Genomic DNA, 12,996 nt, shown 5'->3' with positions numbered 1-12,996 from the left:
GATGGTGGTGGCGGTCGTGACGGAAGACCCCGGCGCGGACGTCCGCACCGTCGGCCGCACCGGGGCCGCCACGAGCCGATCTAGAACGCGTTCCAGTCCGGCGCCCTCTGTATAGCCGAGCGCTCCCCAGTTGTGAAGGCTCCTGACGCCGCGTCAGCCGGGCGTGCCGGACCGTGACATTCGTACCGCTCGTTTCCGTACCTCCGTATCTGCCGAAGGAGGCGTCCGGTTCCTTACGTTCGCTCCATACGCTGTGCGGCCTGACGCCGTACGGCGAGGACCATTCGATCTGGGGGACACGGAGATGACGGGGTGGCGCGGACCACGGGACCGGCGGGCGGCCCGGCAGAAGGCGATGGACCGGTGGCGGGCGCGGCGCGCGTGCGCCCGGACCGCGCGACAAGCCCGGCGGGCGGAGGGGAAGTCCGGCATCGGCCATCCGGGCCCGCCGCCCACCGGTTTCTCCCTGCTGCCCTGGCTGCTGCTGGGCATGGGCGCCTTCTCCAATGTGCTCCAGGGGGAGACGCCGAACCCCTGGATCGGCGTCCTGGGCCTGCTGGCCTTCAACTCCCTCTACGTCCATGTCACCTTCCGCGCGTTCGACCGGGCCAAGCGGGAGTCGGTGTCCAACCGGGTGGCCCTGGGACTGCTCTTCCTGGTCACCACGGGACTCGCCCTCGGCTACGGCGGCAACTGGCTGATGTTCTTCCCGCTGCTGGGCCTGGCCACCGGGGCCACCCTGCGCGGGCCGTGGGTGGGCCGGGCCGGGTTGCTGCTCACCCTGTACGCGGGGGCGATCTGCTGGCTGCGGGCCGGCTGGGACGAGGCGACCGGCATGGCCTACGCCACGTTCCTGTCCAGCATGGTGACCGCCGCGATCCTCGGCCTGTCCGAGGCGGTACGGGAACTGCGGGCCGCCCGCGAGGAACTGGCGCGGCGCGCGGTGGAGAAGGAGCGGCTGCGCTTCTCCCGGGATCTGCACGACCTGCTCGGGCACACGCTTTCCGTGGTCGTGGTGAAGTCGGAGGCGGCCCGCCGGCTGGCCTCCCGCGACCTGGACGCGGCGCTGGCGCAGGTCGCGGACATCGAGACGGTGGGCCGGCAGGCGCTCACCGAGATACGGGAGGCGGTGACCGGCTACCGCGAGGGCAGCCTCGCCACCGAGCTGACCCGGGCCCGGTCGGCGCTGTCCGCGGCGAGCGTACGGCCGGTGGTCCGCCAGCTGGGCACACCGCTCGCCCCGGAGACCGAGGCACTGCTCGGCTGGGTGGTCCGCGAGGCGGTCACCAACGTCGTCCGCCACAGCGACGCCACCCGCTGCGAGATCACCGTCGAGTCGGCCGCCGAACGGGTACGCCTGACAGTGACGGACAACGGCACGGGCCCCTTTGGGGGCGGGGGCGGGGACGCCCCCGGCGGTGCGGGTACGGACACGTCCACGAGCTTCTCCGAAGACGGGCGCGCTCCCCTGCGCGGGGTCGTCGGCGGTACCGGGCTGAAGGGGCTGACCGAGCGGCTCGCGGCGGCGGGCGGTTCCCTGACGGCCGGTCCCGCGCCGCGCGGCGGCTTCACGGTCACGGCCGTCCTGCCCGTCGGCGCCGACGAGTTGACGCACACGGGGTGACGCCCGGGGCCGGGGCCAGGCGGGCCCCCGTCCGCGCCCGCCGTACTCTGGCCCCATGAGTGACACGCCCGGGAAGCAGCGCTCGGCCGCCCCCATCCGGGTGTTGCTCGCCGAGGATCAGGGGATGATGCGCGGCGCGCTCGCCCTGTTGCTCGGGATGGAGGAGGACATCGAGGTCGTGGCCGAGCTGGGCTCGGGCGACGGGATCGTGGACACCGTGCTCGCGCGGCGCGCGGACGTGGCCCTGCTGGACATCGAGCTGCCCGGGACGAGCGGGCTGGACGCGGCGGCCGAGCTGCGGACGCGGGCGCCCGGGTGCCGGGTGCTGATCCTGACCACCTTCGGCCGGCCCGGATACCTGCGCCGGGCCATGGAGGCCGGTGCCGCCGGTTTCCTCGTCAAGGACGGGCCGGTGGAGGAGCTGGCCGCGGCGATCCGGCGGGTGCTCGCCGGAGAGACCGTGGTGGATCCCGTACTGGCCGCCGCCGCGCTCAGCGCCGGGCCCAATCCGCTGACCCCTCGGGAGTGCGAGGTGCTGAAGGCGTCCGCGGACGGGGCGACCGTCGCCGATATCGCCACCCGGCTGAGGCTGTCCGAGTCCACCATCCGCAACTACCTCTCCTCCGCGATCGGCAAGACCGGCACCCGCAACCGGACCGAGGCGCTGCGCGAGGCCCGGCAGCAGGGCTGGCTGTGAGGCCGTGGGCGCGGCTCCCGACGCATGCACATACCTGACGGTGAGCCAGAAACCCATGGATCGGTCAAGACTTCGTTAGAGGCCCGAAGCAACGGAATAGTTGCCTGTGCATACGAGGTTTACCTGGCACTTATGACGCGTGGAAGGCCTCACTCCATGACAGACACGACGACCGACCAGCCCACCCGGCAAGCGGGCGGCGCGGTGGTCCCGGTGCTCGCGTTCGCGGGCATCGTCGTCGCGGTGATGCAGACGCTGCTCGTGCCGGTCATCAAGGACCTGCCGCAGCTGCTGGACACCGCTCCCAGCGACGCCACCTGGGTCCTCACCTCCACCCTGCTCTCCGGCGCCGTGGCCACCCCGATCATGGGCCGGCTCGGCGACCTCTACGGCAAGCGCCGGATGCTCGTCCTGAGCCTGTCCGTGATGGTGATCGGCGCCCTGGTCAGCGCGTTCACCAGCGAGCTGATCACCATGATCGTCGGCCGTACCCTCCAGGGCTTCGCCATGGGCGCGATCCCGCTGGGCATCGGCCTGATGCGGGACATGCTGCCGCGCGAGCGGCTCGGCTCGGCGATGGCCCTGATGAGCTCCTCGATCGGCGTCGGCGGCGGCCTCGCGCTGCCCGCCGCGGCCCTGGTCGCCCAGCACACGAACTGGCACGCGCTGTTCTACGGCGCGGCCGGCCTCGGCGTGCTCGCCATCCTGCTCACCCTCCTGGCCGTGCCCGAGTCCCCGATGCGCGCTCAGGGTTCCTTCGACCTGGCCGGCGCGCTGGGTCTGTCCACCGGTCTGGTGCTGCTTTTGCTGCCCATCACCAAGGGCAGCGACTGGGGCTGGTCCTCGGGCACCACGCTCGGCCTGTTCGCCGCGGCCGTCGTCGTCCTGGTCCTGTGGGGCCTGTACGAGCTGCGCGTCCAGGCGCCGCTGGTCGACCTGCGCACCACCGCCCGTCCGGCGGTGCTGTTCACCAACCTCGCGTCGATCATGGTCGGCGTCGCGTTCTACGTCGTCTCGCTCGTCCTGCCCCAGCTGCTCCAGCTGCCCACCGCGACCGGGTACGGCCTCGGCCAGTCGATGGTCGTCGCGGGCCTGTGCGTGGCCCCGCTGGGCCTGACGATGATGTTCACCGCGCCGGTGTACGCGCGGCTGTCCGCCCGCTACGGCCCCAAGGTCACCCTGATCACCGGCCTGCTGATCATCGCGATCGGCTACGGCGGCGGGCTCGGCCTGATGAACGCGGCCTGGCAGACGATCGTCACGTCCGTGGTCCTCGGCGCGGGCATCGGTCTCGCCTACTCCTCGCTGCCCGCGCTGATCGTGGGCGCGGTCCCGGCGTCCGAGACCGGTGCCGCCAACGGGCTGAACACGCTGATGCGGTCCATCGGCACGTCGGTGTCGAGCGCCGTCGTCGGCATGGTGCTGGCCAACACCGCGAACGACGTCGGCGGGGTCGCGATACCGACCATGCACGGGTTCCGGGTGTCCTTCCTGATCGCCACGGCGGCGGTGGCCGTCGGTCTGCTGCTGGCGCTCTTCCTGCCGAAGAGCCCGCGGCCGGCCCAGCGGCACCCGCAGCTGCGGGCCAGCAGCGAGGAGGACGCCGCGCTGGAGCGGGCCGAGGAGGTGCTGCGGGGCTTCCGGGGACGGGTGCTGGGCGCCGACGGCGCTCCGGTGGCCCGGGCGAAGGTCACGCTGATCGACCGGCGGGGGCGGCAGGCGGGGGCGACCGTCTCCGACGAGGAGGGCCGGTACGCGCTGGCCGTGCCGGCACAGGGCGCGTACGTCCTCGCCGCGAAGGCATCCGGCCACGGACCGCTCGCCTCTTCCGCGACGCATTCCGGGGAGGAGCGGACCGTCGACCTGGACCTGTCACTGCCGGGGGAGACGGTGAGCGCCTAGCGCGGCAGGGCGATCGCTTGGACCGGCCGGGCATTCGCCGCCCGGCCGGTGAGGCGCGTCAGGAATCGAACCTGATGTCCAGCTCGGACGAATAGCCGGGCCGCCCGCTGTCGTCGGTCGAGCGTCGCGCTCCGGCTCCGGCTCCGGCTCCGGGCCACACGGACACGGCGCGCCGGCGGTACCCGTCCTGTTCGGCCCGCTCGGCGGAGAAGGTGACGGACTGGCCGGCGGTGAGCTCCCGATAGCCCTCGGCCCGGATGGCCGAAAAATGCGCCCACACCCTGTCCGGGAGGGCGTCGGAAGCGAGAACTCCCCAGCCCTCCTCGCCGTGCCACTCGAGCACGCGGCCGGAGAACACGTCCGCGGACGTGGTGTCAGGCATGTTCGGTCCCCCCTCGCCACACCGGTGTTCCGCCGACCGTACCCCCTGTCCCCCACCCGGCCGGCCGTGCGGCAGCATAAGCGTTCGGACAGTCGTACGGTCGAGAGGAACCCATGGCCACCGCCACGCCCAAGCCCGAGATCATGGCCGCGTTCGAGGCGGCCAAGGGGTTCATGCCCGTGGACGAGGGACTCGCCCTGTACACGGCGGCGGTGGCGGCCGGGCGGCTCGGGCTGCCGTTGCTGGAGGTCGGGACCTACTGCGGGCGCTCCACGATCCTGCTGGCCGACGCGGCCCGGCAGGCCGGGGTCACCGCGCTGACCGTCGACCACCACCGGGGCAGCGAGGAGCAGCAGCCCGGCTGGGACTACCACGACCCGGAGACGGTCGACCCCGAGACCGGCCTGATGGACACGCTGCCGCTGTTCCGCCGCACCCTGCACCGCGCGGGACTGGAGGAGCACGTCGTCGCCCTCGTCGGCCGCTCCCCGCAGATCGCGGCGCTCTGGAACTCCCCGCTCGGCCTCGTGTTCATCGACGGCGGCCACACGGACGAACACGCCGGCGCCGACTACGAGGGCTGGGCCCCGCACGTCGCCGAGGGCGGCCTGCTGGTCATCCACGACGTCTTCCCGCACCCCGAGGACGAGTTCACGGGCCAGGCACCCTACCGGGTGTACCTGCGCGCGCTGGATTCCGGGGCGTTCACCGAGGTCAGCGCCGCGGGCTCGCTGCGCGTGCTGCGGCGTGCGGGGGCGGGAGCCTGAGGCCCCGGTTAGAGTCGCAGACGTGTCGTACACAGGCCCGGAATTCGAATCCCCGCAGCCCCGCCGCCCCCGGCGCGGCCCGCTGACCGTGGCGCTCGCCGCGCTGGTGCCCGGCGCCCTGCTCGGCTGGGGGGTGTACGAGACGCTGGGCGACGGCGGTTCGGGCGGCGCAGGGCGTACGGCCGCCACGTCCGCCTCCCGGCCGGTCTCCTCCGCCCCCGCCCCGGCGGCCTCCCGGGGCGACGACGGCAAGGTGTCCGGCTCGCCCTCCGCGCCCTCCGGCGGCTCCGGTGCGCTCCGGGGGAAGGTCGTCGTCGTCGACCCCGGGCACAACCCGGGCAACTTCCGGCACACTGCGGAGATCAACCGCCAGGTGGACATCGGCACCAACTCCAAGGAGTGCGACACCACCGGTACGTCCACCAACGACGGTTATACGGAGGCGTCGTTCTCGCTCGACCTGGCGCACCGGCTGCGCGACCTGCTGGAGCGGGAGGGCGCCACGGTGAGGCTGACCCACGACGGCGACAGCCCGCCCTGGGGGCCGTGCGTGGACGAGCGGGCCCGGTTCGGCAACGCCGCGCACGCGGACGCGGCGATCTCGCTGCACGCCGACGGCTCCGCCGCCGGCCACCACGGCTTCCACGTCATCCTGCCGGGGTCCGTGCACGCCGGTGCGGCGGACACCCGTCCCATCGTCGGCCCCTCGCACGAGCTGGGGGTACGGATCGCGGACACCTACCGCCGCGCGACCGGCGAGCCGCCCGCCAACTACGTCGGCGACGGCACCGGCCTGGTCACGCGGACGGATCTGGGCGGTCTCAATCTGTCAACGGTTCCCAAGGTGTTCATCGAATGCGGCAACATGCGCGATGACACGGACGCGGCCCTGCTGACCAGCGGAACCTGGCGGCAGCGTGCGGCGCAAGGGATCTCTGAGGGAATCGTGAGTTTCCTGCGCGTTTCGTGACCGGCGGCCATAACCGGCCGGACAGCCCGTTCTGGCGGACGGTAGGGTCTACCGACGACGAGACGACCTACGAAGGACCTGAAGTGAATATCCGCTCCCTCACTAGAGGCGACGGCGTGGTGATCGGAGCAGCGGTGGTGCTGTTCATCGCGTCGTTCCTCGACAACTACTCGTACGACGGACTGCCCGACAGCGTCGAGCTGCCGAACCTCTGGGAGAGCGGACCGGTCCTGCTCGGCGTCGTGCTGGCGGGCATCATCGGCGCGGCGCTCATCGTCGTCAGCCGCGGCCTGCCGCAGCCCCGCAAGATCGCGGGTCTGGAACTCGGCGCGTTCGGCGTGGCGTTCGCGGTCTTCGCCGCGTGGAGCGCGCTGGGCAACGTCATCGACCCCATCGGCGGTCTGGACAACATCGGCGAGGGCGGCGACCGTTCCCCCGACGCCGGCACGGGGCTGATCCTGGCCCTGATCGCCACCCTGGTGATGGCCGCCGCCGCCATCGCCACCCCGCTCGTCCCCGCCCTCCAGGCGTCCCTGGTCCCGGCCCCGAAGCCGCCGGCCCCGCAGCCCTACGGCGCCCAGCCGCCCGGTGGTTACGGCTACCCGGGCGCCCAGCCGCAGCAGCCCTACGGTGCCCAGCCGCAGCCGGGCCAGCCGTACGGGCAGCAGCCGCAGCCGGCCGCGCAGGGCGCCCCGGCCGCGCAGCCGCCGGCCGCGGACTTCTCGCCGTTCTGGTTCGCCGTGCCGGTGACCCGTCCGCTGTTCGCGGAGGACGGCTCGGGCGGCCAGATCGCCGAACTGGCGCCGGGCACCTGGTACCTGGCCGTCGAGCAGCGCGGTGCCGCACTGGTCGCGCAGACCCAGGACGGCCGTCGTGGCCTGCTCCAGGACACCTCCGGCATCCAGCGCGGCTGAGCCCGAGTCCCGTGGCGCAACGGCCCCCCGCCCTTCCGGGCGGGGGGCCGTTGCCGTACAGTCGCCTCCCGGCTGGTATCTGACGGAGCGTCAGGAGGCGGACGCCATGCGGCTCGGTCTGGCACTCGGCTACTGGGGACGCGGTCCGGACGCCGGCCATGTGCCGCTGGCCCGGGAGGCGGAACGGCTCGGCTACGACTCGGTGTGGACGGCGGAGTCCTGGGGCTCGGACGCGTTCACCCCGCTGACCTGGATCGCCGCGCACACCTCCCGGATCCGGCTGGGCACGGCGGTGGCCCAGATGGCCGCCCGTTCCCCGGCCGCCACCGCGATGCACGCGCTCACCCTGGACCACCTCTGCGGCGGCCGGCTCCTGCTCGGGCTGGGGCTGTCCGGGCCGCAGGTGGTGGAGGGCTGGTACGGCCGCCCGTTCCCGAAGTCGCCGCTCGCCGCGACCCGGGAGTACGTGGACGTCGTACGGCAGGTGCTGCGCCGCGAGGCACCGGTGGAGCTGGACGGCCGGTTCCACGCCCTGCCCTACCGGGGCCCGGACGCGACCGGCCTCGGCAGGCCGCTCAAGTCCGTCACCCATCCCCTGCGCCCCCGCCTGCCCGTCCTGCTCGGTGCCGAGGGACCCCGGAACGTCGCCCAGACCGTCAGCATCGCCGACGGCTGGCTGCCGCTGTACTGGGCGCCGGGCCGGCCGGAGGTCTACGGGGACGTGGTGCGCGAGTTGCCCGAGGGGTTCCTGGTGGCCGCGATGGCACGGGTGAAGGTGTGCGACGACGTGGCCGAGGGGCTGCTGCCGGTCAAGGCCATGCTCGGCTTCTACATCGGCGGGATGGGGCACGCGGCCCGCAACTTCCACGCCCGTCTGATGGCCCGCATGGGCTACGGGGCCGAGGCCCGGCGGATCCAGGAGCTGTTCCTCGCCGGGCGCCGCGAGGAGGCCGTGCGGGCCGTACCGGACGCCTTCGCGGACGAGATCTCCCTCGTCGGACCGCGCGAACGCATCGCCGAGCGGCTCCAGTTGTGGCGCGCGGGCCCGGTGACGGACCTGCTGGCCCTGTCCCCGGACCCGCACACCCTGCGGGTGCTGGCCGAGCTGAACTCCTAGCTCTTCGTCAGCTCGGCGGCCGTCGGCACCTGCTCCTTCACCGGCGCGCCCGCGCTGCGGCCCGCTTCCTTGATCTGGCCGATGATGTCGTCGAACGGGCCGGCCGCGCTTTCGTCGCCCTTGCGGAGCTTGCTCGCCAGGCCCTTCAGCGATTCGATGCCGGCCCCGAGCGGGATCAGGGCCTTGGAGAGCGTCGGGTCGCCCTGGGCGTTGCGCTGGGCGGCCTTGAGCCGGTTGTACGCGAACAGGCCGGCGGCACCCGCCTTGACCAGGGCGAGCCTGCGCCCCTTGGCCCCCTTCTTGAACTTGCCGGCCTTCCAGGGCTTCACGATCCACTGGTAGGTCGCGCCGGCGGCGAGGCCGGCGTTCGCCACGAACCGGGTCTTGGCGAACTTCTGGTGTTCGGCGGACGGGCTGGGGCTGTCGACGGCGGGCACTGCCTGGGCCGCCGCCGAGGTGTTCCTGGTACTGCTCTGCTGGCCGCTTCCGCAGGCGGTGGCACCGGCCACCAGGGCACAGCACAGGGTGAGCGCCACGATCAGGCGCCGTATCGGTACGGGCACGGGGTCCTCCCGGCGTGTCCTCCCCGAGCGGTCTGGTTCCTCCGGCAGGTTCGCCCGGGGCGGTCGGATGCGCCACTCGGGGGACGCCGTCCGGGGCGGGCGCGGTCGCCGTCCGGGGCGGGTCGGGGGCGTCTCCGGGGCGCGTCGGGGGCGTTTCAGGGGTTACAGGGCCCGCGGTGCGGCAATCCGGGAAGTATGTCCACTCGATATCGCAACGGTGCGAACCAGGCCGGACGGGTCGTGGCGATCGTCGCCGACCTCGCCGCGCTGATCCTCGGCCTGTGGATTCTGATGTACCTGCTGGAGGCGAACCGGGGCAACGACCTGGTCCGGTTCGTGCACGACGCGGCCTCCTGGCTGGCGGGGTGGTCGCACGACCTGTTCACCTTCGACGAGGCATGGGCCCGCGTGGTCGCCGGGTACGGCCTGGCCGCCGTGGTCTATCTGTTCGCCGGCCACGCGATAGCCCGCCGAATACACCGGCACTGAGCGATGCGCCCGCTGCCGGTGCGGGTGCCGGTTCCGGGGCGCGTGCCGGTGCGGGCGCCGGTCCTGGTACGGGGACCGGCGCCGGGGCCGGTCAGGCGCAGCAGTCCGGGTCCAGGCCGGCCGGCAGGTGCTCGCCGCCGAAGACCGCGCAGGTGGCCTCGTGGCCGCCCAGCGCGGCCACGGCCAGCAGGAGCGAGCCCGCCGTCCAGGTGGTCAGCTCGCGGGGCCAGATCGCGTCGTCCTCGAAGACGTAGCCCGTCCAGTACAGGCCGGTCGCGGGGTCGCGCAGGTGCTGGATGGACTGGAGGATCTCCAGGGCCCGGTCGGACTCGCCGACCGCCCACAGGGCCAGCGCGAGTTCGCTGGACTCGCCGCCGGTCACCCAGGGGTTGGGGTCCACGCAGCGCACGCCGAGGCCGGGCACGACGAACCGGTCCCAGCCCGCATCGATCCGGGCCTTGGCCTCCGCTCCGGTCAGGGCGCCGCCGAGGACCGGGTAGTACCAGTCCATCGAGTAACGGTCCTTGTCCAGGAAGCGCTCGGGGTGCCGGCGGATCGCGTGCCGCAGCGCCCCGGCGGCCAGCTCCCAGTCCGGCTGCGGCTCCTCGCGCTGCTCGGCGATGGCGAGCGCGCAGCGCAGCGCGTGGTGGACGGAGGAGCTGCCGGTGAGCAGGGCGTCGGCGGTGGGCGTGCCGTCGTCCTCGCGCCGCCAGCCGATCTGCCCGCCGGGCTGCTGGAGCCGCAGGACCCACTCGACGGCCGCGTAGACGGCCGGCCACATCCGGTCCAGGAAGGTGTCGTCGCCCGTGGAGAGGTAGTGGTGCCAGACGCCGACGGCTATGTAGGCGACGAAGTTGGACTCGCGGGCCCGGTCGGTGACGTCGTCGTGGGCGCCGTCGGCGTAGGCGGCGTACCAGGAGCCGTCCTCGTTCTGGTGCCGGGCCAGCCAGGTGTAGGCGCGCTCGGCGGCCTCGTGTTCGCCGGCCGCGTCCAGGGCCATGGCGGCCTCGGTGTGGTCCCAGGGGTCGAGGTGGTGTCCGCGGAACCACGGGATGGCGCCGTCCTCCCGCTGTCCGGCGAGGATGCCGGCGACGGTCGCGGCGGCCTGCTCGGCGGTGAGGACCCCGGGCAGGACGAGGTGTTCTGTCCGGGGCGTGGTCACCTGGCGTCCGCCTCTGCGCCGAGCGAGGGGAGGTGCGGCTTGGTCGCGTAGACCACGAAGCTCTTGCCGATCAGCGGGTTGAGCGCCTGTTCGGCGAGCCGGGTGGCGAGCGGCTTCTTCATGATGTCCCAGACCAGCAGCTTGTGGTACGCGCGCACCGGCAGCGCCTTGTCGTTGTCGACGCCGAAGGCACACTTCAGCCACCAGTAGGGGGCGTGCAGGGCGTGGGCGTGGTGGCTGCCGTAGGGCTTCAGGCCCGCCTCGCGGAGCTTGCCGGTCAGCTCGTCGGCCTTGTAGATGCGGATGTGGCCGCCCTCGACCTCGTGGTAGGCGTCGGACAGGGCCCAGCAGACCTTCTCGGGGCCGTAGCGCGGCACGGTGACGGCGATCCGGCCGCCGGGCTTGAGCACGCGGACCATCTCGGCGAGCACGCCCTTGTCGTCGGGGATGTGCTCCATCACCTCGGAGATGATGACGACGTCGAAGGACGCGTCGGGGAACGGCAGGGCGAGGGCGTCGCCCTGCATGGCGGTGGCGGTGGCGCCCTCGGGGGCCTCGCCGGCCTCCTTCATCGCCGCGAACCACTTGGCGACCTCGCGGATCTCCTCGCCGTTGCGGTCCACGGCCACGACCCGGGCGCCGCGCCGGTAGCACTCGAAGGCGTGCCGGCCGGCCCCGCAGCCGAGGTCCAGGACGCGGTCGCCCGGGGCGAGCGGGAACCGGGAGAAGTCGACGGTCAGCACGTGGCCCTGCTTTCGGAGGAGACGCTGGTGTCACTCGTGGAGGTCGCGGACGCGGCGCTGGGCGGGGCCGCGACGCTCGCCGGGGCCGCGTCGGGGATGCCCCCGCGCGGGCCGGTCCGGGCGTGGAGGAGGCCGTCGCGGGCGGAACCCGTCGAGGGCGCGGTGCGGGCGGCGCGGGCGATGGCCTCGCGGTAGTGGGCCACGGTGCCCTCGGCGGCGCGGGCCCAGGTGAAGTTGGCCAGCACCCGGTCGCGGCCCGCCGTGCCGAGCCGCGCCCGCAGCCCGGGGTCGCCGAGCAGCCGGTTCAGCGCGGCGGCCAGCGCGTCCGCGTCGCCGGGCGGTACGGCCAGGCAGGTCTCGCCGTCGCGGCCGGCGACCTCGGGGATCGCGCCGCCGGTGGTGGCGACCAGCGGGGTGCCGGTGGCCATGGCCTCGGCGGCGGGCAGCGAGAAGCCCTCGTAGAGGGAGGGCACGCAGGCCACCTCGGCGGAGCGGATCAGGTCGACCAGTTCGGCGTCGGAGATGCCCTTGACGAAGTCGACGGCGCCCGCGAGGCCGTGGCGCTCGATCGCCTGGGCGACCGGGCCCTCGGCGGGGCGCTTGCCGACGACGACGAGGTGGGCGGCGGGGTGCTCGGCGCGCACCTTGGCGAGCGCCTCCACGAGGAACACCAGCCCCTTGAGCGGCACATCGGCGCTGGAGGTGGTGACGATCCGGCCCGGCACCTCGGCGACGGCGGGATTCGGCGCGAACAGGCCGGTGTCGGCGCCGATGTGGACGACGTGCACCCGGTCGCGGCGGACCCCGAGGTGGTCCACGATCTCCTGGCGGGAGCTGCCGGAGACGGTGAGGACGGAGGGCAGCCGGCGGGCGACGCGCTTCTGCATCCGGGTGAAGGCGTACCAGCGGCGCACCGAGTAGCGGCGCTGCCAGGTCTCGGCCGCGTCCAGCTCCAGCCGCCGGTCCACGGTGATGGGGTGGTGGACCGTGGTGACCAGGGGCGCGCCGATGTCGCCGAGCAGGCCGTAGCCGAGGGTCTGGTTGTCGTGGACGACGTCGAACTCGCCGCGCCGGGCGCGCAGGTGCCGGCGGGCGCGCAGCGAGAAGGTCAGCGGCTCGGGGAAGCCGCCGGTCCACATGGTGGCGACTTCGAGGGCGTCGATCCAGTCCCGGTACTCGTCCCGCTTGGGGGTGCGGAAGGGGTCGGGCTGGCGGTACAGGTCGAGGCTGGGCAGCTCGGTGAGGGTGAGGTTCGGGTAGCCCTCGTCCAGCACGGGGTACGGCTGGGAGCCGATGACCTCCACGCGGTGCCCGAGGCGGGCCAGTTCGCGCGAGAGATGCCGTACGTAGACGCCCTGTCCCCCGCAGAACGGGTTCCCTTTGTAGGTGAGGAGCGCGATGTCGAGCGGTCGCCCCCCGTCGGCAGCGGGCTCCTGGTCGGCAGCCGCTTCCCGGGCCTCAGCGGTCACTCCGTGCCCCCTTCTGCCTGCACTGTCCCGCGAGACTACGACGGGACGCTAATCTAGAACAAGTTTCAGACTTGATCGTTCGGGAGGCTCCGAATCTACCGGCAGGTAGGGACGCTGTGAGCAGTGGATCGGGTGATTCGCGCCACGGCGCGCGGCCCTGCCATGCTGGCTGATCACGAGCCCTACAGCCCCCCTCA

At 73.3% G+C, this 12,996-nt stretch carries 13 protein-coding genes; 8 read left to right on the top strand and 5 right to left on the bottom strand.

The features are described from left to right. The first annotated feature begins 304 nt into the window (after positions 1–304). From Srubr_RS38580 to Srubr_RS38570, 3 genes are all read left to right on the top strand, one after another. Entirely contained in the window at positions 305–1,624 is a 1,320-nt protein-coding gene (locus Srubr_RS38580; RefSeq protein ID WP_189999486.1) for a sensor histidine kinase, read from the top strand. Between the two features lie 55 nt (positions 1,625–1,679). Beyond that, positions 1,680–2,321: a response regulator transcription factor gene (locus Srubr_RS38575; RefSeq protein ID WP_189999487.1), complete on the top strand. Its 642-nt coding sequence runs from the start codon at positions 1,680–1,682 to the stop codon at positions 2,319–2,321. 156 nt (positions 2,322–2,477) lie between these two features. Beyond that, positions 2,478–4,223 (top strand): MFS transporter, encoded by a 1,746-nt coding sequence (locus Srubr_RS38570; protein ID WP_189999488.1) that lies wholly within the window; start codon positions 2,478–2,480, stop codon positions 4,221–4,223. Between the two features lie 58 nt (positions 4,224–4,281). Here Srubr_RS38570 and Srubr_RS38565 read toward each other — a convergent pair whose 3' ends face one another. After that, positions 4,282–4,605 carry a cold-shock protein gene (locus Srubr_RS38565; protein WP_189999489.1) on the bottom strand — a complete coding sequence of 108 codons (324 nt, stop codon included), beginning with the start codon at positions 4,603–4,605 and terminating at the stop codon, positions 4,282–4,284. Positions 4,606–4,718: 113 nt separating this feature from the next. Here Srubr_RS38565 and Srubr_RS38560 point away from each other — a divergent pair, with 113 nt between their 5' ends. From Srubr_RS38560 to Srubr_RS38545, 4 genes are all read left to right on the top strand, one after another. Further along, entirely contained in the window at positions 4,719–5,372 is a 654-nt protein-coding gene (locus tag Srubr_RS38560) for a class I SAM-dependent methyltransferase (RefSeq protein ID WP_189999490.1), read from the top strand. Between the two features lie 22 nt (positions 5,373–5,394). Next, positions 5,395–6,342 carry an N-acetylmuramoyl-L-alanine amidase gene (locus Srubr_RS38555; protein WP_189999491.1) on the top strand — a complete coding sequence of 316 codons (948 nt, stop codon included), beginning with the start codon at positions 5,395–5,397 and terminating at the stop codon, positions 6,340–6,342. A gap of 83 nt (positions 6,343–6,425) precedes the next feature. Then, on the top strand, positions 6,426–7,256 hold the full coding sequence (locus Srubr_RS38550; protein ID WP_189999492.1) for a DUF5336 domain-containing protein: 831 nt from the start codon (positions 6,426–6,428) through the stop codon (positions 7,254–7,256). A gap of 106 nt (positions 7,257–7,362) precedes the next feature. Beyond that, positions 7,363–8,373, top strand: a complete 1,011-nt coding sequence (locus Srubr_RS38545) for an LLM class F420-dependent oxidoreductase (protein ID WP_189999493.1) — start codon at positions 7,363–7,365, stop codon at positions 8,371–8,373. On the opposite strand, the gene Srubr_RS38540 is transcribed toward Srubr_RS38545, so the two are convergent. Next, positions 8,370–8,936: a hypothetical protein gene (locus Srubr_RS38540; RefSeq protein WP_189999494.1), complete on the bottom strand. Its 567-nt coding sequence runs from the start codon at positions 8,934–8,936 to the stop codon at positions 8,370–8,372. The genes Srubr_RS38545 and Srubr_RS38540 overlap by 4 nt on opposite strands. 195 nt (positions 8,937–9,131) lie before the next feature. Between Srubr_RS38540 and Srubr_RS38535 the strand changes: the two genes are divergently transcribed. Then, positions 9,132–9,425, top strand: coding sequence for a hypothetical protein (locus tag Srubr_RS38535; RefSeq protein ID WP_189999495.1), 294 nt, complete (start codon positions 9,132–9,134; stop codon positions 9,423–9,425). 91 nt (positions 9,426–9,516) lie between these two features. Here the strand turns inward: Srubr_RS38535 and Srubr_RS38530 are convergent, their stop codons facing one another. The 3 genes from Srubr_RS38530 to Srubr_RS38520 are packed head-to-tail and all read right to left on the bottom strand — an operon-like array spanning position 9,517 to position 12,799. Then, positions 9,517–10,587 carry a prenyltransferase/squalene oxidase repeat-containing protein gene (locus Srubr_RS38530; protein ID WP_189999496.1) on the bottom strand — a complete coding sequence of 357 codons (1,071 nt, stop codon included), beginning with the start codon at positions 10,585–10,587 and terminating at the stop codon, positions 9,517–9,519. After that, positions 10,584–11,330: a class I SAM-dependent methyltransferase gene (locus Srubr_RS38525; RefSeq protein ID WP_189999497.1), complete on the bottom strand. Its 747-nt coding sequence runs from the start codon at positions 11,328–11,330 to the stop codon at positions 10,584–10,586. Before Srubr_RS38525 ends, Srubr_RS38530 begins: the two co-directional genes overlap by 4 nt. Then, on the bottom strand, positions 11,324–12,799 hold the full coding sequence (locus Srubr_RS38520) for a glycosyltransferase family 4 protein (RefSeq protein WP_189999498.1): 1,476 nt from the start codon (positions 12,797–12,799) through the stop codon (positions 11,324–11,326). Before Srubr_RS38520 ends, Srubr_RS38525 begins: the two co-directional genes overlap by 7 nt. Positions 12,800–12,996: the final 197 nt, after the last annotated feature.

Source organism: Streptomyces rubradiris (assembly GCF_016860525.1).
Taxonomy (GTDB): Bacteria; Actinomycetota; Actinomycetes; order Streptomycetales; family Streptomycetaceae; genus Streptomyces; species Streptomyces rubradiris.
The sequence above is the reverse complement of the archived record's forward strand: the minus strand, read 5'-3'. Positions and strand labels throughout refer to the sequence as shown.

Excerpts from the sequence above, each read along its gene's own strand:
- Srubr_RS38580 (WP_189999486.1), top strand. The coding sequence starts at position 305 with ATGACGGGGTGGCGCGGACCACGGGACCGGCGGGCGGCCCGGCAGAAG.
- Srubr_RS38575 (WP_189999487.1), top strand. The coding sequence starts at position 1,680 with ATGAGTGACACGCCCGGGAAGCAGCGCTCGGCCGCCCCCATCCGGGTG.
- Srubr_RS38570 (WP_189999488.1), top strand. The coding sequence starts at position 2,478 with ATGACAGACACGACGACCGACCAGCCCACCCGGCAAGCGGGCGGCGCG.
- Srubr_RS38565 (WP_189999489.1), bottom strand. The coding sequence starts at position 4,605 with ATGCCTGACACCACGTCCGCGGACGTGTTCTCCGGCCGCGTGCTCGAG.
- Srubr_RS38560 (WP_189999490.1), top strand. The coding sequence starts at position 4,719 with ATGGCCACCGCCACGCCCAAGCCCGAGATCATGGCCGCGTTCGAGGCG.
- Srubr_RS38545 (WP_189999493.1), top strand. The coding sequence starts at position 7,363 with ATGCGGCTCGGTCTGGCACTCGGCTACTGGGGACGCGGTCCGGACGCC.
- Srubr_RS38535 (WP_189999495.1), top strand. The coding sequence starts at position 9,132 with ATGTCCACTCGATATCGCAACGGTGCGAACCAGGCCGGACGGGTCGTG.